The following is a 19,832-nucleotide window of genomic DNA, read 5'->3' as shown; positions in this document are numbered from 1 at the left end:
CGGATGCGTGGGGCGGTCGCTGCGGAAAGGTCCCGGGTCGCGCCGCCCCTTTCCTTCGTGCGCCCGGCATGGTGAATGGAGCGCGATCCGCCAGCATTCCGGAGAGCGCCACATGCAGACCGTCCTCGTGACCGGCTCGGCCGGCTTCATCGGCTTTCACGTCGCCAAGCGGCTCCTCGATGACGGCATGCGGGTCGTCGGGCTCGACGCGATGACGGACTATTACGATGTCGCGCTGAAGGAGGCGCGCCATGCGCTTCTGGCGCCCTACGACACCTTCGTGCCCGAGATCGCCCGGCTGGAGGAGCCCGGCCGGCTCGCCGCGCTGTTCGCGCGCGAGCAGCCCGACCTCGTGATCCACCTTGCCGCGCAGGCCGGCGTGCGCGCGTCGATCGAGGCGCCGCGCAGCTACCTCGAGAGCAACCTCGCCGGCACGTTCGAGCTGCTCGAGGCGGCGCGGGCGCATCCGCCGCGGCATCTGCTGCTGGCCTCGACCTCATCGGCCTACGGGGCAAACGACCACATGCCGTATGTTGAGACCGACCGCGCGGATCACCAGATGTCGTTCTACGCCGCGACGAAGAAGGCGACCGAAAGCATGGCGCATTCATATGCGCATCTCTTCGCGTTGCCGACGACCATGTTCCGCTTCTTCACGGTCTACGGGCCGTGGGGGCGCCCGGACATGGCGCTTTTCCGGTTCACCCGCGCGATCCTCGAGGGCGCGCCAATCGACGTCTACAACCACGGCAACATGCGCCGCGACTTCACCTTCATCGACGATCTCGTGGAGGCGATCGTGCGACTCGCCCGTGCGGTGCCCGAGCGTCCGGCGGACGGCGCCGTGCCCGAGGGCGACAGCCTGTCGCCGGTCGCGCCGTTCCGCGTCGTGAACATCGGGAATTCCGAACCGGTCGAACTCGGCGCGTTCATCGACGCGATAGAAGCGGCGACGGGGCGCCCGGCGACGCGCAACCTGATGCCGATGCAGCCGGGCGACGTGCCCGCCACGTGGGCAGACGCAACCCTGCTCGAACGGCTCACTGGGTATCGGCCGTCGACGCCCGTGGCCGAGGGTGTCGCCCGCTTCGTCGCGTGGTATCGCGCCTACTACGACGTGGCCTGAAGCGCGATCACTCGCCGGCCAGCCGGTCGGCCTTCTTGCGCACGAGGACCGTGCGCAGGTCGTGCATCGCCAGAAGAAGCGCGTCGGTCACCTCTTCGAGCTGGTCGTCGGTGGCGCGGCTCTGCGCCCAGTGCGCCGTCAGGTTCAGGTGGTCGACGGTGCGATGGATGTCGTCGATGTCGCGCATTGCCAGAAGCGCCTGGCGCTCGGTCATCCAGCGGCGGATCTCGGCCATGTCGGCATCGTCGAGCGTGCGCGATCCGTGAGGCTTGATCTCGCCGTTGCGGATGTTGACCACGGCAATCTGTTCCATCTCGATGCGTCGGTGCCTGTTCTCCGCGTCGATGCGATACACGAAGGCGCCGTTTTCGCGGACGCGAAAATAGTAGTCCGGCAGCGGTCCCGACATGGTGCTCCTCCCTGGGTTCAGGTCAGTGACTCGCAGAAGCGTCGAATGCGCGTGCAGGCCTCGGCCAGCGCATCGTCCGCCGCGGCGTAGCTGATGCGAATGTGCGGAGAAAGGCCGAAGGCGGCACCGAAGACCACCGCGACGCCCGTTTCCTCGAGAAGCGCGGTCGCGAAGTCCTCGTCGGTGTCGATCGTCCGGCCGCCGGCGCTGGTCCGTCCAAGGCAGCCGGCCACCGACGGGTAGACGTAGAACGCGCCCTCGGGCACCGGGCAGGTCATGCCCGGGCAGGCGTCGAGCGCCGCGACAACCGCGTCGCGGCGGCGCGCGAAGGTCGCGCACCACTCGGTGAGGAACTCCTGCGGCCCGGTCAGCGCCTCGACCGCCGCCCACTGGCTGATCGAGCAGGGGTTCGTCGTCGATTGCGTCTGGACCTTGCGCATCGCCGCGATGAGCTCTTCGGGGCCGCCGGCATAGCCGATCCGCCAGCCGGTCATCGCGTAGGCTTTCGACACTCCGTTCACGGTGAGCGTGCGCGGCGTCAGCCCCGGTTCGACCTCGGCCGGGGTGCAGAACGCGAAATCGTCATAGGCGAGGTGCTCGTACATGTCGTCCGACATCACCCAGACATGCGGATGGCGCATCAGCACATCGGTCAGGGCGCGCAACTCGGCGCGGCCGTAGCCGGCGCCGGTCGGGTTCGACGGCGAGTTGAAGATCAGCCACTTCGTACGTGGCGTGATCGCGGCCTCCAGCGCGGCGGCGTCCATCTTGAACCCTGTCCCCAGCGTCGTCGGCACGATCACGGGCGTGCCGCCCCCCATCCGCACCATGTCCGGATAGCTCACCCAGTAGGGGGCCGGGATCAGGACCTCGTCGCCGGGATTGAGCGTCGCGATCAGGGCGTTGTAGAGCACCTGCTTCCCGCCGGTGGAGACCGAGATCTCTTCGGGCCGGTAGTCGAGGCCGTTGTCGCGCGCGAATTTCGCTCGGATCGCCTCCTTGAGCTCGGGGATACCGTCGGGCGCGGTATATTTCGTCTCGCCGCGTTCGATCGCGGCGATGGCGGCGCGCTTGATCGGGTCGGGCGTGTCGAAGTCGGGCTCGCCCGCGCCGAGGCCGATCACGTCGCGACCGGCGAGGCGCAGCTCGCGCGCGCGCTGGGTGACGGCGATGGTGGGCGAAGGCTGGACCCGCGACAGCGTGTCGGAGAGAAAGGCCATCGCGCAGGCTCCGGTTTGAAATGGCACGATGTCTGTCCTACGGTCGCAGCCGAATACGTTCAAGACGGCGCGACGGTCCGCGGGAGAGGAAGACATGAACGACGAAACGGATTGGTACGGCCCCGACGCCGCCACCTTCGGCGACCGCCTCGCGGCCGCCCGCGAAGCGGCGGGAATGACCGCGGAAGACCTCGCCAAGCGCCTCGGCGTCAAGCTGTCGACCCTGCAGGGCTGGGAGAGCGACCGCGCCGAGCCGCGCGCCAACCGCCTGCAGATGCTGGCCGGGCTCCTGAACGTCAGCATCATCTGGCTGCTGACCGGAGAGGGCGAGGGGATCGAGGCGCCGACGGACGAGGCGATCGAGACCGCCGACGTGCGCGCTGTCCTGACGGATCTGCGCGGCGTTCAGGCCGAAATGAAGACGACGGCCGAACGCGTCGGTCGGCTCGAGAAACGGCTGCGGCGGCTTCTGCGGGAGGGATCGGAATGACCGCGGCGGCCGAACCGCGCGAGGTGCGGCTGAAACGTCTGCGCATGCGTTCGATGCGCCGGGGGATCAAGGAGATGGACCTGATCCTGATGCGCTTTGCCGACGCCGCGCTCGACGACATGTCGGATGCGGAGCTCGACGCCTACGAGGCGCTGCTCGACGAGAGCGACCAGGATCTCTATGCGTGGGTCAGCGGCCAGCAGCCGCCGCCCGAGCAACACGCGCCGCTGATCGCGCATGTCCGGAGCACGCTGGAGGTCGCGCGCTGAAGTCGGCGCGTCACTGCGCGAGACTTAACAGCTTGTCAGGAATTTTCGACGAATCTCCGTCCCACTAGGGAACTGGAGACTTCGATGAGCGTGCATTCGACACTGGCCCCGGCGGAACGATCGAGCTTCATGGCCGGCTATCTCGATGCGCTGTCGCTGGTGGAGCGGCTGCACCGGCTGTTGCTCGATGTCATCAAGGACGAGTTCGAGCGTGTCGGGATCCTCGAGATCAACGCCGTGCAGGCGCTGCTGCTGTTCAACATCGGCGACAACGAGGTGACGGCGGGCGAGCTGAAGAGCCGTGGCTACTACCAGGGCTCCAACGTCAGCTACAATCTCAAGAAGCTGGTCGAGACCGGCTACATGCACCACCAGCGGTGCGAGATTGACCGGCGCTCTGTCCGGGTGCGGCTGACCGAGCGGGGGCGCCACATCCGCGATATCGTGCAGCAACTCTTCGAACGTCAGGCGGAGGGGCTGCATACCAGCGGCGTCGTCGGCCGCGAAGGGTTCGACGAGATCACGCACAGCCTGCGCCGGATCGAACGCTACTGGACCGATCAAATCCGCTACATCTACTGAGGGTCCGCGAAAGCTAGCAGCGGGACCATCGCGCGCGTAACCTCGTGCGACGTGCGACGCCGTGCCCCTGCGGCAAAGCGGGCCTTGCAGCCAGGCGGACGGGGCGCACATCGTGGATTAAGCTTCGACCACGCCGCGAGACCCCATGTTCGTGCTGACGCGAGAAACCGTGCTGAACCCCGCCGCGCTCGACACGCGCAGCCTGCCCAAGAAGGTGTTCGGCCGGATCATGCCGTGGCCCCGGCGCGGCATTTGTGGGCGCGATCTCGCGCGGCTGATCTTCGAGGTTCAGATCCTGCGCTACGTCTCGGCATTGATCCCTTTTCTGCTGGCAATGGCAATCTGGCCGCATCTGGCGCTGCCCATCGCGCAGGCGCCATTGCCGATGGTGATCGTGCTGTCGCTTGTCGAGATGCGCGTGCTGCGGCTGGCCCCCGAGGCGCGCAAGCGGCGGGTCGACGCCGACGAGGCCGGGCGGCGGCTCGACCGCCTGGCCTTCCGCGCGCGCGGCTGCCTGCGCCGGATCGCGGCGGCGCACGACCTGCGCGAAGGCGATCTGCGCCTTGTCGTCGAGCAGTCCGAGCTTGCCCGCGTGCCGCCCCTGACGTTGGTGTCGGTTCAATCGGCACACCCAGCGCCGCACCTTCTGGACCTCCAGGCGGATGACCGCGCGATCCTGCACGCGGGGCTTTTCGATGCAGAGCTGACCGAGGCCCACCTTCTGGCCGCGAACCAGCGCGAGGACACCTATGTCCGCGAGGTAGAGATCGACGCGCGCTCGGTTTCGGGGCATGCGCGCATGGCGGCCTGGATTGCCCGCACGGGGGAACCGGTGGAGGCCGGGGCATGAGCGTCAACGCCGCCGAGGTCGCGCCGGGCGACGCGCTCGAGATCCTGGGCGCCGCGTGGCGGGCACAGGCGGACGGCGACTTGACTGCATCCTGGATGCTGCACGGGCGCCCCGGCGTCGGCAAGACCGAGATCGTGCAGACGCTGGCCGCCCGCCATGGTGCGGTCCTGCACGACCTGCGTCTCAGCACGATCGAGCCGCAGGACCTCCGCGGCCTGCCGTATTACGACCACGAGACGCGGCGCACGCTGTGGTATCCGCCCGAGGATCTGCCGCATGGCGACGCGCCATCCGTGCTTTTCCTCGACGAGTTGACCGCTGCGGCGCCCGCCTTGCAGCCGACCGTCTACGGCCTTTTGCAGGAGCGCCGCGTCGGCACCTACCGGTTGCCCGATGCGACCCTCGTCGTCGCCGCGGGCAACACTGTCGAGGATGGCGCAATCGCCTACGAGATGGGGACCGCGCTGTCGGATCGGCTGGTGCACCTCGTCGTCGGGGCGGATGCGCGCGACTGGGTCGAACGCTATGCCGTGGGCGCGGGTATCCATCCCTCGGTCGTGGCGTTCCTGCGCGCGAGGCCCGATCTTCTGGAAACGACCGAGGCCGCGATCCGGCGCGGAGAGACCGTGGCCGCCACTCCGCGCGCCTGGACACGGGTCAGCCGCATCGTCGCCGCGGTGACGGACCGCCGCCAGCGCCACGCGATGATCGCCGGGACGGTGGGCGTGGCGGCAGCGGCCGAATACGAGCTCGTCGCCGACGAGATCGCTGCGGCGCTCGATCTCGAGGCACTTTTGGCAGCGCCGCGGCGCGATCGTGCGGCTCTCTATCCCGACGGGCTGAACGGGCTTACAGCGCTCGGCTATGCGCTGGCCGCGCGCGCGACGCCCGACACGATCGACACCACGATCGAGGTCCTCGCGGACATTCGCGACCTTAGGGCCCCCGCACAGCGCGCGCTGCCGCTGGCCGAGCTGGTAAGCTTCGGCTTCGAGGTCTTGATCCGCAAGGCGTTCGACCGCGGCTGGCAGGCGGCCTTTGCCCGGTCCGAGGTCTATGCCGCCTACATGGCCGAGCGCGACGCGGCGGGCCTCGCGTGATCCATTCGAGCCGCGCAAGGACGGCCCTGGGTCATCTGGGCGAGGTCGATCCGGGCCTGGCGACGCTGGCGCTGTGGTGCACGCATCGCGACGATCCAGGGCCTACGCGGACGGAGGGCGAGACGATCCGCTACGGTCCGGGCTTCGACACCCGGCCGGTCGCCGAACAGGTGGGGATCGCGGCGCATCACGTGCTGCACGTCGCGCTGCGCCATGGACCCCGCGCCGACGCGATGGCCGACCGGATCGGGTCGGCCTTCGATCCCGCTCTCTACGCGCTGGCCGCCGACGCGATCGTCAACGACACGCTGACGTCTGCGGGCCACACGCTGCCCCGACCACGCGTGTCGCTGGTCGAGCTTCTGGACGAGATCGGTGAGGCGACAGGCACGCCCGCCGCGGCGCTGGCGGAATGGGATGCCGACCGGCTGGCTCTTCGGCTTCACCACGACGCGGGAACCATGCGGCGCGCGGGGGACTACGGCGCGGCCCGCGCCTTCGTCTCGGATCTGGCGCCGGGGCAGGGCGGGACCGCGCACCAGGACGCGGAAACCTGGGCGGGCCACCTGGAACGCGCGCTCTCGGTCGGGCGGGGGGCAGGCAGCGGAATAGGCGCGGTGCTCGGCCGTCTGGCCGATAGTGCGCCGCCCCGGATCGCTTGGGAGCGGCGCCTGCGTCGCCTGCTTGCCCGGGCGCTGATCGAGGCACCGCGGCCGACGTGGCGGCGGCCTTCGGGGCGCTGGGCGGCGGCGGACGCGCTGGCACGGGGCGAGGGGCGCGAAGGGCCCCCGGTCGCGCCGGGGCGCCAACGTATGACCGAGGCGCCCCGCGTGGTGGCCGCCATCGACACCTCCAGTTCAGTCGATACCCAGATGCTCGGGCTGTTTGCGGCCGAATTGCGGGGTGTCGCGCGCCGCAGCGGGGCCGAAACCTGGGTGCTGGGCTTTGACGACGACGTGCATTTCGAAGAAAAGCTCGCGCCCGGAGCGGCGGGTCTGCCGGACCTTGTCGAGATGCGGACGGGGGGCGGCACCGATTTCGGTCCGCTGATGGCGCGGTGCCGGACGCTCGGCCCGTCGGTCGTCGTGGTGATGACGGACCTGGACGCGCCGCTTGGCCCTCCGCCACGCTTTCCTGTCGTCTGGGTGACGCCGCGCGGCGCACCGGAGGCGCCGTTCGGCGCACAGTTGTTCGTGTCGTGACGGTAAGGACCGTCGTTGCCGCGGATCGCGCGGCGGCGCGTGATCTGAGCCGCTACATCTACTGGGCGTCGCCTGCCGCCTGGCCGAAGGTTTCGCGCGCCGTTGGCAGCGTGTCGCCGGCAGCCGGCGTCGCCTCCCATACCGCGCGGGCGATCGCGCGCGAGAGCGCCACCGACGCCGCATGGCCCAGCGGCCCGAGCTCGATGCCCGGATCGGTCAAGTCGCGCGTGCCGGTGGAGACGGCGAAGACGAGATCGCCGTCGGACGGGCTGTGCGCGGGCACGATGGCGCGGGCGATGCCGTCATGCGCGGCCACCGCCAGCCGCCGAGCCTGCGCCTTGTCGAGGGCGGCATCCGTCGCCACGACCGCGATCGTCGTGTTGCCCTGCGCTGCCATGGCCGACACCTTGCGGCTGGCCGGCAGCGGCTGAAGACCGGAAGCGGGATCGGGCCCGAGCCCGCCGAACTCGTCGCCGACCTCGAACGGCGCGGCCCAGAAATGCCGGCCCGACGGCGTCAACACGCAGCCCATCGGGTTCACTGCGACGAGCGCGCCCACGCGGACCCCGCCCGGCAGGACGAGGCTCGCCGAGCCGAGGCCGCCCTTGACCCGCGCGGTCTGCGCGCCGGTTCCGGCGCCGACGCTGCCGAGCGCGAAATCCGCCGCCGCCGCGTCGTAGGCCGCGCGCCCGAGCGCGGGGTAGGGGCTGTCGTCCCATGAGGTGTCGCCGCCGTTCAGCAGGTCAAAGAGGATCGCCGCCGGAACGATCGGCACGCGTGCCGAGAACACGGCGAAGCCGCGTCCGGCCCCGCGCAGGCCCGCCATCACGCCGTCCGCCGCGCCGAGGCCGAAGGCCGACCCGCCCGAGAGCACGATTGCGTCGACGCCGGGTGCGGTCATCTCGGGAGCGAGGAGATCCGTCTCGCGCGTTCCGGGCGCGCCGCCCTGCACCGATACCGCCGCGGTCATCGGCCGGTCGGCGGTCAGCACGGTCGTGCCCGATTTCAACGCCGCGTCCGAGGCGTTGCCGACCCGCAGGCCGGGGATATCGGTGATGAGATTGCGCCCGCCCGGCGTCATTGCCACGCCCCGCTCAGATGCATCGTCCGCCATCGACCTCGAGCACCGTTCCGGTGACCATCGCCGCCTCGTCCGAGGCGAGGTAAAGCGCCGCTGCCGCGAGGTCCTCGGGCGCGGAAAACCGGCCGAGCGGAATCGTCGCGAGGAACTGCTCGCGCCGCTCCGGCGTGTCCTCGCCCAGGAACCGCTTGAGCAGCGGCGTGTCGCCGGCCACCGGCGCCAGCGCGTTCACGCGGATGCCGAAGGGCGCGAGCTCGACCGCCATCGTCTTGGTCGCGGTGACCATCCAGCCCTTGGACGCGTTGTACCAGTTGAGCCGCGGCCGTGGCGACAGGGCCGCGCTGGAGGCGACGTTGACGATCGTGCCGGCGCCGGCGCTCTTCATCGCCGGGACAAGCGCGCGGGCCGTCAGGTAGACCGATTTGCAGTTCACCGCGAAGACGTGGTCGAACTCCTCTTCCTCGACATCTTCGAGCGCGGTCGGCAGGTGCGTCACCCCGGCATTGTTCACCAGGATGTCGATGCCGCCCATGTCGCGCAGCGCGGTCTCGGCCATCGCGTCGACGCTGTCGCCGTCGGCGACGTCGACCTCGTGGGCGATCCCGCCGATGCGGCGGGCCCAGGTCTCGGCGGCCCCGACGGCGATATCGGCGACCATCACCTGCGCGCCCTCCTCGGCGAACCGCTGCGCGATCCCGGCGCCAAAGCCGGAGGCCGCGCCGGTCACCACCGCGCGTTTTCCCTTGAGTCTCATGGTCTTTCCTCCTCGCTCGGATGCTGCGCCGGCAGGGTCGGCGCCGCCGCGATCAGTCGTTCGGTCGCCGGGTGCGCCGGCGCGGCAAAGAGATCCTCGGTCGCGCGATCCTCGACGATACGGCCCGCCTCCATCACCACGATGCGGTCGCAGAGCCCGCGCGCGACCGTCAAGTCGTGGGTGATGAACAGGTAGGCCAGGCCCTCCTCACGCGAGAGTCCGGCGATCAGGTCGAGGATACCCGCCCGGACCCGCACGTCGAGCGCAGAGACGGCTTCGTCGAAGACGACGAGATCCGGCCCCGTGACGAGCGCCCGCGCGATGGCGATCCTCTGTCGCTGCCCGCCCGAGAAGGCATGGATCGACCGGGCGCCGTCCTCCGGCGCCAGCCCCACGGCTGTGAGCGCGCGGGCGACGCGGTCGGGCGCGTCCGGCACCCGGCCGAGCAAGTGCAGCGGCTCGGCCACCAGACGGGCGACCGGCTGGCGCGGGTCGAAGCTGCCATAGGGATCCTGAAACACCGCCTGCATGCGGCGGCGCAGATCGGGGTCTCGGCGATCGGCCCGCACGGGACGGCCGCCCAGCGTGACCGACCCGGCATCGGGGCGTTCGAGCCCGAGGATCGCGCGGGTGAGCGTGGACTTGCCGCAGCCCGAGGGCCCGACGAGCCCCACCCGCTCGCCGGCCCGGATCGTCAGGCTGACATCCTCGAGCGCGCGGGCCTTGCGCGCCTTGGCAAAGGGATGCGGCCGGGGCAGGGGATAGTCGCGGGTCACCTGCGCGACGTCGAGAAGCGGCCCGTAGGTCCGGGCCGGGCCGAGCGCCGGCCGATGGCGCGAGGCGGCGAACAGCGCGCGGGTGTAGGCGTGCCGGCGTTCGGCAAAGACGCGCGCCACCGGCCCTTCTTCGACGATGCGGCCGGTCTGCATCACCGCGATCCGGTCGGCCCGGCCGTGCACCACGGCGAGGTCGTGGGTGATGAGCAGAAGGCCCATGCCCTCGTCGCGCACCACGCCGACGAGCAGGTCGAGGATCCGCGCCTGTGTCGTCACGTCGAGCGCGGTGGTCGGCTCGTCCGCCACGAGCAGGCGCGGTCGGGCGGCCACGGCCATCGCGATCCCGACGCGCTGGCGCTGTCCGCCCGACAATTCGTGCGGAAAACGCGAGGGCGGCACCCGTTCGGGGTCGAGACCCATCCGCGCCAGCGTGTCGGCGGCGCGGCGACGTGCCTCCGCGCGCGGCGCGCCGCGCAGCGTCAGCACCTCGGCGACCTGGTCGCCGATCCGCTGCACCGGGTTGAGCGCGGTCATCGGCTCCTGGAAGACCATGCCCATCGCCTGTCCGCGAAACTGGCACAGCGCGGCTTCGGGAAGGGTCGTCAGATCCGTGCCGTCGAGCCGGATCGCGCCCTCGGTCCGGGCGCCCTGCGGCAGCAGACCCATCGTGGCGAGCGCCGTCATCGACTTGCCGGACCCGCTTTCCCCGGTGAGCGCGAGGATCTCGCCCGGCGCAAGATCGAGCGACACGCGGTCGAGCACCGGCCGCCCGCCGATCGTCACCGAAAGATCCCGGATCGCGAGCAGGCTCATGTCCGCAGGTCCCGCAGCCGCGGGTCGAGCGCGTCGCGCAGCCCGTCGCCGAGCAGGTTGAGCCCGAGCACCGTCAGCACGATGGCGAGCCCCGGCATCAGCGCGACATGCGGCGCGATGGCGACGAGGGTCTGCGCCTCGGCGAGCATCCGGCCCCAGGAGGGAACGGGTGGCTGCGCGCCGAGCCCGACATAGCTCAGGCCCGCCTCGGCGAGGATGCCGAGCGAAAACTGGATGGTGCCCTGCACGATCAGAAGGTTCGCGAGGTTCGGCAGGATGTGTTCGGCGCTGATGCGGGGCTTGCCCTTGCCGGCCAGCCGCGCGGCCAGCACGAAGTCGCGCGACCAGAGCGACAGCGCCGCCCCGCGCGACAGCCGGGCGAAGACCGGCACGTTGAAGATCCCGATGGCGACGATGGCGTTGACGGCGCCGGGTCCGGCGATCGCCGTGATCAGGATGGCAATGACGAGGGCCGGAAAGGCGAAGATCAGGTCGTTGCCGCGCATGATGACTTCGTCGAGCCACGAGCCGTGCAGCGCCGCCGCGGCGAGGCCGAGCGGCACGCCCGCGCCGATCCCGATGCCGACGGCGAGCAGCGCCACGGCGATCGACGTGCGCGCGCCGACCATCAGCATCGACAGGATGTCGCGGCCGAGCTGGTCGGTGCCGAGCCAGTGCGCCGCCGACGGCGGCTGCAGCCGCTGCGCCACCTCGACGCTTGCGACGTCGCCTGGGGTCCAGACGAAGCTGACCAGCGCGGCGAGGATGACCAGCGCCGACAGGACCGCCCCGGGAAGCAGCCGCCGCGTCATCGCCGCCGCCTCAGCCGCGGATCGACCCAGGCGTAGGCCAGGTCGGTCAGGAAGGTGACGAGGATGACGGCGAAGACGAGCAGCATCACCACGCTTTCGACCACGATCAGGTCGCGGGCCGAGATCGCCTGGAAGATCAGCCGGCCGAGGCCGGGCAGGAAGAACACCTGCTCGATGATGATCGCGCCGGCGAGCAGGAAGGAAAACTGCAGACCGACAATGGTCAGCACCGGGATCAGCGCGTTGCGCACGCCGTGACGCCAGAGCGCCTGGAAGCGGGTGAGGCCCTTGGCCCGGGCGGTGCGGATGAAATCCTCGCCCAGCACGTCGATCAGCGCCGATCGCAGCACCCGCGCCAGGATCGCCGCCTGCGGCAGGGCGAGCGCGACGGCCGGCAGGGTCAGTGCCTTGATCGCCGCCAGCGGATCGGACCAGCCGGGAAAGCCGCCTGCGCCGAACCACCCGAGATTGATGGCGAACAGCAGCACGAGCAGCATCGCGAACCAGAAGTTCGGCACCGCGATGCCGAGCTGTGTCGCGCCCATCACCGCGACGTCGCCCGCCCGCCCGCGCCGCGCGGCGGCATAGAGCCCGGCGGGAAAGGCGAGGAGCGTCGACAGTGCGAGCGCGAAGAGCGCCAGCGGCAGGGACACCCAGAGCCGGTCGGCCACCATCTGCGCCACCGGCGTGCGGTAGGTGTAGGACGTGCCGAGATCGCCGGTCAGAAGCCCGCCGACCCATGCGAGGTATCGCTCCACCCGCGGACGGTCGAGACCCAGTTCGGCCCGCAACGCGGCAACGGTATCCTCCTGTGCGCCGGTGCCGAGCATGTAGCGAGCCGGATCGCCCGGCGCGACCTCGACCACGAGGAACACCACGAGCGAGGCGACCGCGAGGCTGAGCGCCAGCGACACGAGGCGGCGGAGCGCGTAGCTCAGCATGAGCCGTGCCGCGGCATCAGCCGAGCGTCATTCGTTTCACGATGCGTCCGTCGCCCGTCCGGTCGGTTCGGAAGCCAATCGCCTCGTAGTAGGCGAGGCCGTCGTCGTTGTCGTCGGCAATGCTGGCGTCGAGGGTCTTCAGCGCGGCGGCCTCCGCCATCGGACGTGTGCGGGCAAAGAGCGCACGGCCGATCCCGCGGCGTCCGGCATCGGGCGCGACATGCGTGCCGATGGAGCCACCGCCCTCGGGCACGCCGAAGGGATCGTCGGGACCGGCGCGCATCACGACCTGCAGGCCGATGATGCGGCCGTCGTCATCCTCGGCGACGTGGCTCGCGACGAGCTGTGGGTTCGCGACGTAGGTCGCGCGCACGAAGTCCGGATCGCTCGGGCGGGTGCGCTTGCCCGCCGCCGTCAGCGCGGTCAGCATCGCGCTGATCCCCTCGACATCCTCCGCCTCGGTCGGCCTGATCCGCATCTCGTCCTCGCGCTTGCCCCGCTGCAGATGAGCAAAGGGCGCGGCGAAGGGCAAGCCGCTGCGGATCACTCCCTCCAGCGCACATCGGCGAGGGGGTTGGCCTGCGTCGGCTGGTTCCGCCACAGCCCCTCGATCCCGGCGTCTGCGACGGTGGGCCAGGCGAGCTGGAACAGGAAGCCGTTGACGTAGTCCTCGGCGATCATCCGTTGCGCGTCCTTCAGCAGCGACGAGCGCGCCTCGGGCTCCGTCGTTGCCGACAACTCGGCCATCAGCTCCTGGAAGGCGAGGCTGTCATAGGCGAAGTAATAGTCCGGCCGGGCATAGATGCCGATATCCATCGGCTCGGTATGGCTGACGATGGTCAGATCGAACTCGCCTGCGCGGAACACCTCCTCGAGCCATTGCGCCCATTCGAGATTGACGATCTCCGTCTCGATTCCGACCTCGCGCAGCTGCGCGGCCAGGATCTCTCCACCGCGGCGGGCATAGGGCGGCGGCGGCAGCTTGAGAGTGAGGCTCATGCCTTCCTCCTCGCCCGCCTCGGCCAGCAGGCGGCGTGCCTTTTCGGGGTCGTGCGCAGATAGCTCGGTCAGATCCACGTAGTCGGGATGGTGCGGGGCGAAATGCGTGCCGATCGGCGTGCCCGCGCCATACATCGCGCCGTCGATGATCGCCTGCCGGTCGATGGCGTGGGCGATGGCCTGCCGCACCAGCGCGTCGTCGAGCGGCGCGCGCGCATTGTTCATCGCCAGGATCGTCTCGCCCTCGGACGAGCCCATCAGCACCTGGAAGCGCGGATCGCTCTCGAATTGGGGCAGGTTCTCCGGCGCCGGGAAATTGGAGAAGACGTCGATGTCGCCCGCCATCATCGCCGCAAAGGCCGCCGTCGGGTCCGAGATGAAGCGGAAACTCGCGGTCTCCAGCGCCGGCGACTCGCCCCAGTAGGCGTCGTTGCGCACGAGGTCGACGCGGTCGCCCTGCACCCAGCGCTCGAACGCGAAGGGGCCGGTGCCGACGGGAGCGGTCTTGATGTCCTCGATGCTCTCGGGCGCGACCATGACGGCGTCGCCCCAGGCGAGGTTGAACAGAAACGCGCCGTCGGGTTCGGCGAGGGTGATCTCGACCGTGGTGGGGTCAGTCGCCGTCACGCTCTCGATCCCCTCGAAGAGCGCTTTCTGCGCGTTCACGCTGTCCTCGCCGCGGGCGCGGTCGAGGGTGAAGACCACGTCCTCGGCATCGAACGCACTGCCGTCGTGGAAGGTCACGCCGTCGCGCAGGGTGAAGGTGTAGGTGGTCCCGTCCTCCGAGATCTCCCAGCTCTCGGCCAGCGCTGGCTCGATGCTGCCGTCCGCCGCGAACCGGGTGAGCCCCTCGAAGACGTTGGCATAGAGCACCGAGTCGATGGCCCCCGCCGCCGCCGAGGTCGGATCGAGATGCGGCGGCTCCAACTGGATCGCGAGGGTCAGGTCGCTCTGCTGCGCGGCGGCGGGCGCCGCGCCGAGTCCGAGCACGGCGAGGGCGAACGGGGCGAGGATGCGGGTGGTCATGCGTGGCTCTCCTAGGGGCGCGAGGCTTTCGCCACGCCGAAGGTGCGCCGCCCCGGGCGGGCGGTGCCGTCATACCGCGAAGAGTGGCCCGGAACCTCGCGTGCGTTCAAGAGCCGAGCCGCCCGGCCCCTGTGACAGTTCGGACGAAACCTGCTAGGGGCCGCCCCGAAACGACGGAGGAGCGGCCATGAGCGCGACAGTCCGATCCCCTGGGCCCGAACCGAAAGCGGTCCAAACCACGACGCCCGCAGTCGGCGCGCCCGCAGGTCGTGTCGCCACGGCGAGGGCGGGCGCATGACGACGCCGATCGTGCGCAGCCGCGCCGCGTTGTCCGCGCGGATCGCCGAGTGGCGGAAAGAGGGCGCAACGATCGGCGTGGTGCCGACGATGGGCGCGCTCCATGCCGGACACCTGAGCCTTGTGCGGGCGGCCCAGGCGGGCGCCGAGAGGGTGATCGTCACGCTCTTCGTGAACCCGCGCCAGTTCGACGTGCCGGAGGACTACGCCCGCTACCCGCGCACCGAGGAGAGCGACGCCGCGATCCTCGCGCCGCTCGGCGTCGACGCCCTCTACGTGCCGGACCCAGAGGAGGTCTACCCGCCGGGTTTCGCGACCACGGTGTCGATGAGCGGGCTGACGGACGTTCTCTGCGGTGCGCGCCGGCCGGGGCACTTCGATGGTGTCACCACGGTCGTGACCAAGCTCTTTCGCCAGACCGGCGCGGATCGCGCATGGTTCGGCGAGAAGGATTTCCAGCAGCTTCGGGTCGTGCAACGGCTGTCGGCGGATCTCGATCTCGGTGTCGAGGTGATCGGCTGTCCGACAGTCCGCGAGGATGACGGCCTCGCGCTGTCGTCCCGCAATGTTCGCCTGTCGGCGGCCGCGCGGGCGGTCGCGCCCGTGCTTTCGGGCGAACTGGGCACGATGGCTGCCGCGCTGCGCACCGGCGAGGCGGGCGAGGCCGTCGCCACCGAGGCGCGCGCGCGGCTCCTCGCCGCGGGGTTCTCGGATGTCGAATACCTCGATCTTCGCGCGACGGACGATCTGCGCCTGCTCGACCACGCCGGCGTGCCGTCCCGCCTCTTTGGCGCCGCGTGGATCGACGGCGTGCGGCTCATCGACAACGTACCCGTAACCTGACCGGAACCCCCGCTCAGGGAAGCAGAAGGCGCTCCATCACGCGTCCCATGACCCGCGCGCTGTCGAGCATGTCGGTGATCCCGATCCACTCGTCGGGCTTGTGCGCAAGTTCGAGGATGCCGGGCCCGTAGGCGACGCAGTTTTTCAGCGTGCCGATACGGTCGATATGCTTCTGGTCGTAGCTGCCGGGCGACGCGACGAAGGCGGCCTCGGCGCCCAACGTGTCGGCGATGGCGCCCTGCAGCGTCGTGACGACCGGCGCATCCGGGTCCGTCATCGACGGGATCACGCGGTTGATTTCGCGCAGCGCGTAGTCGAAGCCCGGGCGCGTCGCCTTCAGACGGTCGAGCAGCGCCGCGATCTCCTCGGCCGCGGCGTCCACGCCCTCCTCGACGAGCACCCGGCGGTCGATCTGCATCACGCAGCGATCGGGCACGTTGCAGGCGGGCAGTGCGGTGTCGTCCGGCGCGCGCTCCGGCGCGCCGCCGTGCAGCGCGTTGATGTTCAGCGTTCCGGCGCGCGCGCCGTCCGGGATCACCGGCATGTCCGTGCGCCGCGCCGCGAGAGAGGGGAAGAGCTCGGCCTCGAACGCGGCGATCACGGCCCCCATGTGCCGCACCGCGCAATCGCCGAGAAACGGCATCGAGCCGTGCGCGATCTCACCCCGGGTCTCGATCTCGGCCCACCACGCGCCGCGGTGACCGAGGCAGATCCTGTCCTTGCCGAGCGGTTCGGGGATGATGACGTGATCGACGCGGCCCGGTGCGAACCAGCCCTCCCGGGCGAGATGCGCGACGCCGCCGTAGCCGCCGGATTCCTCGTCGGCGGTTCCGCTGATCTCGATCGCGCCGGCAAAGTCGGGATACGTGGCGATGAACGCCTCGGCCGCGACGATCGCGGCGGCGAGCCCGCCCTTCATGTCGCAGGCGCCGCGGCCGTAGATCCGGTCGCCCTCGACCGCCGCGCCGAAGGGATCACGGGTCCAGCCTTCGCCCACGGTGACGACATCGGTATGCCCGTTGAAATGCAGGCACGGGCCGGGGCGGCGCCCCTCGCGCCGCGACACGATGTTCCAGCGCGGAAACGCGTCGGTGTCGCCCGGCGCGCCGGTCGCCCGGATCAGTTGGCAGTCGAACCCGGTACGGCGCAGCCGGGTCTCCAAGAGCTCGCAGATCGCGCGATAGTTCTCGCCCGGCGGGTTGCGTGTCGGCACGCGGATGAGCTCGCACGTCAGCGCGACGAGGTCGTCGCGGCTGTCGGCGATGCGGTGGGAGAGGGCGTCGGTCATGGGATCCTTCCGGGTGCGCGGGCGAGTGTCCTCCGGCCGGCCGGCCACGCGCAACCCGGGATCGTCATTCCGCCGGCAAGCGGGGGGCTTCGCCGATCCGCACGGGTCCGAGATACACCTCGCCCCGTTCGAGCCGCAGCCCGACGTCGAGCGTCGCCTCGGAGCCGCGGATGCGCGCCACGAGGCCGAGCGCGTCCTCGGCCGTCTCGGCCCAGCTTTCGGGGACGCGGCCTTCGTCCACCGCATCGTCGAGCAGGGCCTGCCAATCCTCGGCGAGGATCGACACATCGCCCGAAAGCCGCCCGCGGTCGTCCACGTCGAGCGTGCCCGACAGGCGCACGCGCGCATCGGGCAGGGTGTATTCGGCGCGTGCGATGTCGATCGTCTCGATCCGCGCGGCGGCGTCCGACAGCCCCGGCGGGGCATCGAAGGTGAGCGTCGCGCGCAGGCTCAGGTCGCGGTCGGCCTCGCGGCCGTCCTTCGCTGCGACCGACAGGCGATAGTCCCGCGATCCGGGCTCCACCGCGTCGAGGTTGGCGCGCAGGTCCGACAGGTCGAGCCGCCCGTCGTCGGACACCGCGGTCAGCCGCACCGCCTCGGCATGAAGCCGGCCGAGGCTCTGCCCGGGCCCGAGCACGAGGCTCGCGCGGAGCCCTTCGCTCGTCACATCGGAGCGCGTGCCGTCAAGCGTCACGTGCTGGCGTTCGGGGAAGGCGAAGATGAAATGCGAATGATCGTAGACGAGGCGGAAGACCTGCACGAACGGAGCTTCCCACGCGGTATCGCCGGGCGGATCGGCCAGGACGAGATCCTCGACCGTCGCGTCGACGCGATTCGGAAAGCCCGACACCGACAGGTCGGAATAGCGCGCCTCCCACCCGTCGGCCTGCAGATCGGCGAAGGCGCCGGCGGTCAGCGACCGGAAGGCCCGCGCCTCAACCCACCAGTAGCCTGACCACAGCACCGCTGCAGCCGCCACGAGGATCGCCAGTCTCTTCATCTCCTGCCCCTTTCGGCCCGCTCGTCGATCGTGTTTACAGGCGCGGTCAGACGAGGACCATGGCCATGACCCTCTGGGTGTTCGGATACGGATCGCTGCTCTGGAACCCGGGGTTCGAGGTCGCTCAGACCCGCCGGGCCCGGCTGACCGGCTACCACCGCAGCTTCTGCATGCGCTCCGTCCATCATCGCGGCACCGCCGAGGATCCGGGCCTCGTTCTCGCTCTCGACGCGCAGCCGGGGGCGTCCTGCGACGGGCTCGCGCTGGCCGCGCAGGACGACGAGACCGAGGCGGTGCTGGCCTACCTGCGCGAGCGCGAACTCGTTTCCTCGGCCTACCTCGAACGGCTGGTCGAACTCGAAACCCCCGACGGCGCGCTGACGGCGCTGGCCTACGTGATCGACCCGGATCACGTGCAGTACGCGGCGCATCTGACGCTGGAGGAGCAGGCGCAGATCATCGCCCGCGCGGTGGGCGGACGCGGACCCAATACCGAGTATCTCTGGAATACCGCCAGTCATCTGGCCGAACTGGGCATCCCGGATGCAGAACTGCAATGGTTAAGCGAACGTGTCCGTGCACTTGCAGCGTGACCGCTTGGCTTGCCCCGTGAACCCGCATAGGGTCCGAACGTGATTTTGCATTCAAACCCCTAGCGTTTCCGAGAGGCGGTCCGCCGATGGCGCAGCCGGACGTCGATCCCCAGTTCTCCCAGCCGATCCGCCAGACCCTCGCGATGGTGGCGGTGCTCGTGCTGAGCGTGGCGGGCGCCATCATGGCGCTGCCGCGGGTGCTGCCGGTGTTCGAGGCGAACCCGTATCTCAACGGGTTCATCCTCGCGGTCTTCGTGGTGGGCGTGCTCGCCTGTTTCTGGCAGGTCGCGCAGATCATCACGTCGGTGCGCTGGATCGAGGGCTTCGTAACCGGCGGGCGCGACGACCGCGAACGGCGCGCCCCGCGCCTCCTGGCGCCTTTGGCGACGCTCCTGCGTTCGCGCGGGCGGCGGATGCAGATCACCACGACCTCGACGCGCTCGATCCTCGACTCGGTGGCGCAGCGGATCGACGAGGCGCGCGAGATCACCCGCTACATCGTGTCGCTGCTGATCTTTCTCGGCCTGCTCGGCACGTTCTACGGGCTGGCGACGACGGTGCCGGCGCTGGTCGACACGATCCGCAGCCTGGTGCCGGAGGATGGCGAGAGCGGGACCGAGGTCTTCGCCCGCCTGATGAACGGTCTCGAGGGGCAGCTGGGCGGCATGGGCGTGGCCTTTGCCTCTTCGCTTCTGGGTCTGGCCGGGTCGCTGATCGTCGGGCTGCTGGAGCTGTTCGCGGGACACGGGCAGAACCGGTTCTACCGTGAGCTGGAGGAATGGCTGTCGTCGATCACGCGGATCGGCGTGTCGGCGTCCGACGGCGGCGACGAGATGTCCGGCGCGGCGCTCGCTCTGGAACAGGTGGCCGACCAGATGGAGGCGATGCAGTCGCTCTATGCCCGGTCCGAGGATGCGCGCAGCGAGGTCGAGGCGCGGCTGGGCCAACTGGCGGATTCGCTCGAACGCATGACCGAGCGGATGGAGGCGACGGCGCCGTCGGCCACCGCGCTCAACCGCATCGCGGACGGGCAGGAGCGTCTTGTCGAGGCGCTGGGCTCGCGCGAGACCGAGGGCGCGCTCGACGCCGAAAGCCGGATGCGGCTGCGGTCGATCGACGTGCAGATGCTGCGCCTGCTCGAGGAGATCTCGGCCGGCCGGCAGGAAAGCATGGCGGAGCTGCGTACCGATCTGGCGGCGCTCACGCGGACGCTGGGCCAGATCAGCCGGCAGACCGCGCCACGCGGTCAGACGGCGCCGGCGAGTGGCGGATCGGGCGCGGCCGCAGGCGGCACGGGGCAGGGGCCCTCCTCGACCGTGCGGCCGCAGCGGTTCCAGACCAAACAGAGCCGGGAGGGCTGA

The 19,832-nt window shown here is 70.4% G+C and carries 21 protein-coding genes; 10 read left to right on the top strand and 11 right to left on the bottom strand.

What is annotated here, in order from left to right:
- The first annotated feature begins 112 nt into the window (after positions 1-112).
- Positions 113-1,126: an NAD-dependent epimerase/dehydratase family protein gene (locus ROJ8625_RS12945; RefSeq protein WP_085792299.1), complete on the top strand. Its 1,014-nt coding sequence runs from the start codon at positions 113-115 to the stop codon at positions 1,124-1,126.
- 7 nt (positions 1,127-1,133) lie between these two features.
- On the opposite strand, the gene ROJ8625_RS12940 is transcribed toward ROJ8625_RS12945, so the two are convergent.
- The gene (locus tag ROJ8625_RS12940) at positions 1,134-1,535 is read right to left on the bottom strand and encodes a hypothetical protein (protein ID WP_085792298.1); all 402 of its coding nucleotides are present in this window, start codon (positions 1,533-1,535) and stop codon (positions 1,134-1,136) included.
- 17 nt (positions 1,536-1,552) lie between these two features.
- A complete protein-coding gene (locus ROJ8625_RS12935) occupies positions 1,553-2,755 on the bottom strand; it encodes a pyridoxal phosphate-dependent aminotransferase (protein ID WP_085792297.1) in 1,203 nt (400 codons plus the stop codon).
- A 94-nt stretch (positions 2,756-2,849) separates the two neighbouring features.
- Here ROJ8625_RS12935 and ROJ8625_RS12930 point away from each other — a divergent pair, with 94 nt between their 5' ends.
- The 6 genes from ROJ8625_RS12930 to ROJ8625_RS12905 all read left to right on the top strand — a co-directional run bounded on the left by ROJ8625_RS12930 (position 2,850) and on the right by ROJ8625_RS12905 (position 7,248).
- Positions 2,850-3,245 (top strand): helix-turn-helix domain-containing protein, encoded by a 396-nt coding sequence (locus ROJ8625_RS12930; protein ID WP_085792296.1) that lies wholly within the window; start codon positions 2,850-2,852, stop codon positions 3,243-3,245.
- Positions 3,242-3,514 (top strand): succinate dehydrogenase assembly factor 2, encoded by a 273-nt coding sequence (locus ROJ8625_RS12925; protein WP_085792295.1) that lies wholly within the window; start codon positions 3,242-3,244, stop codon positions 3,512-3,514. The genes ROJ8625_RS12930 and ROJ8625_RS12925 overlap by 4 nt, the downstream gene beginning before the upstream one ends.
- 84 nt (positions 3,515-3,598) lie before the next feature.
- Entirely contained in the window at positions 3,599-4,096 is a 498-nt protein-coding gene (locus ROJ8625_RS12920) for a MarR family winged helix-turn-helix transcriptional regulator (RefSeq protein WP_085792294.1), read from the top strand.
- A gap of 145 nt (positions 4,097-4,241) precedes the next feature.
- The gene (locus ROJ8625_RS12915; protein WP_085792293.1) at positions 4,242-4,946 is read left to right on the top strand and encodes a hypothetical protein; all 705 of its coding nucleotides are present in this window, start codon (positions 4,242-4,244) and stop codon (positions 4,944-4,946) included.
- Positions 4,943-6,046 (top strand): ATP-binding protein, encoded by a 1,104-nt coding sequence (locus tag ROJ8625_RS12910; protein ID WP_085792292.1) that lies wholly within the window; start codon positions 4,943-4,945, stop codon positions 6,044-6,046. Before ROJ8625_RS12915 ends, ROJ8625_RS12910 begins: the two co-directional genes overlap by 4 nt.
- Entirely contained in the window at positions 6,043-7,248 is a 1,206-nt protein-coding gene (locus tag ROJ8625_RS12905) for a vWA domain-containing protein (RefSeq protein WP_085792291.1), read from the top strand. The genes ROJ8625_RS12910 and ROJ8625_RS12905 overlap by 4 nt, the downstream gene beginning before the upstream one ends.
- A 58-nt stretch (positions 7,249-7,306) precedes the next feature.
- Here ROJ8625_RS12905 and ROJ8625_RS12900 read toward each other — a convergent pair whose 3' ends face one another.
- The 7 genes from ROJ8625_RS12900 to ROJ8625_RS12870 are packed head-to-tail and all read right to left on the bottom strand — an operon-like array spanning position 7,307 to position 14,450.
- A complete protein-coding gene (locus ROJ8625_RS12900; protein ID WP_085792290.1) occupies positions 7,307-8,329 on the bottom strand; it encodes a P1 family peptidase in 1,023 nt (340 codons plus the stop codon).
- A gap of 13 nt (positions 8,330-8,342) precedes the next feature.
- Positions 8,343-9,083, bottom strand: coding sequence for a glucose 1-dehydrogenase (locus tag ROJ8625_RS12895; protein ID WP_085792289.1), 741 nt, complete (start codon positions 9,081-9,083; stop codon positions 8,343-8,345).
- Positions 9,080-10,672: a dipeptide ABC transporter ATP-binding protein gene (locus tag ROJ8625_RS12890; protein WP_085792288.1), complete on the bottom strand. Its 1,593-nt coding sequence runs from the start codon at positions 10,670-10,672 to the stop codon at positions 9,080-9,082. Before ROJ8625_RS12890 ends, ROJ8625_RS12895 begins: the two co-directional genes overlap by 4 nt.
- Positions 10,669-11,484 (bottom strand): ABC transporter permease, encoded by an 816-nt coding sequence (locus ROJ8625_RS12885; protein ID WP_085792287.1) that lies wholly within the window; start codon positions 11,482-11,484, stop codon positions 10,669-10,671. Before ROJ8625_RS12885 ends, ROJ8625_RS12890 begins: the two co-directional genes overlap by 4 nt.
- On the bottom strand, positions 11,481-12,425 hold the full coding sequence (locus ROJ8625_RS12880) for an ABC transporter permease (protein WP_085792286.1): 945 nt from the start codon (positions 12,423-12,425) through the stop codon (positions 11,481-11,483). Before ROJ8625_RS12880 ends, ROJ8625_RS12885 begins: the two co-directional genes overlap by 4 nt.
- A gap of 16 nt (positions 12,426-12,441) precedes the next feature.
- On the bottom strand, positions 12,442-12,972 hold the full coding sequence (locus ROJ8625_RS12875) for a GNAT family N-acetyltransferase (protein ID WP_085792285.1): 531 nt from the start codon (positions 12,970-12,972) through the stop codon (positions 12,442-12,444).
- Positions 12,969-14,450 (bottom strand): ABC transporter substrate-binding protein, encoded by a 1,482-nt coding sequence (locus tag ROJ8625_RS12870; RefSeq protein WP_085792284.1) that lies wholly within the window; start codon positions 14,448-14,450, stop codon positions 12,969-12,971. Before ROJ8625_RS12870 ends, ROJ8625_RS12875 begins: the two co-directional genes overlap by 4 nt.
- A 294-nt stretch (positions 14,451-14,744) precedes the next feature.
- Between ROJ8625_RS12870 and panC the strand changes: the two genes are divergently transcribed.
- The gene (panC, locus tag ROJ8625_RS12865) at positions 14,745-15,590 is read left to right on the top strand and encodes a pantoate--beta-alanine ligase (RefSeq protein WP_085792283.1); all 846 of its coding nucleotides are present in this window, start codon (positions 14,745-14,747) and stop codon (positions 15,588-15,590) included.
- 13 nt (positions 15,591-15,603) lie between these two features.
- Here panC and ROJ8625_RS12860 read toward each other — a convergent pair whose 3' ends face one another.
- Positions 15,604-16,878 carry an acetylornithine deacetylase/succinyl-diaminopimelate desuccinylase family protein gene (locus ROJ8625_RS12860; protein WP_085792282.1) on the bottom strand — a complete coding sequence of 425 codons (1,275 nt, stop codon included), beginning with the start codon at positions 16,876-16,878 and terminating at the stop codon, positions 15,604-15,606.
- A gap of 64 nt (positions 16,879-16,942) precedes the next feature.
- Entirely contained in the window at positions 16,943-17,878 is a 936-nt protein-coding gene (locus ROJ8625_RS12855; protein WP_085792281.1) for a DUF2125 domain-containing protein, read from the bottom strand.
- A 65-nt stretch (positions 17,879-17,943) separates the two neighbouring features.
- On the opposite strand from ROJ8625_RS12855, the gene ROJ8625_RS12850 reads away from it, so the two are divergent.
- Together ROJ8625_RS12850 and ROJ8625_RS12845 are read left to right on the top strand one after the other, a co-directional pair.
- The gene (locus tag ROJ8625_RS12850) at positions 17,944-18,471 is read left to right on the top strand and encodes a gamma-glutamylcyclotransferase (RefSeq protein WP_085792449.1); all 528 of its coding nucleotides are present in this window, start codon (positions 17,944-17,946) and stop codon (positions 18,469-18,471) included.
- 86 nt (positions 18,472-18,557) lie between these two features.
- Positions 18,558-19,832, top strand: coding sequence for a biopolymer transporter ExbB (locus ROJ8625_RS12845; RefSeq protein ID WP_085792280.1), 1,275 nt, complete (start codon positions 18,558-18,560; stop codon positions 19,830-19,832).

Source organism: Roseivivax jejudonensis, from assembly GCF_900172265.1.
In the GTDB taxonomy this organism is placed as follows: domain Bacteria; phylum Pseudomonadota; class Alphaproteobacteria; order Rhodobacterales; family Rhodobacteraceae; genus Roseivivax; species Roseivivax jejudonensis.
The sequence above is the reverse complement of the archived record's forward strand: the minus strand, read 5'-3'. Positions and strand labels throughout refer to the sequence as shown.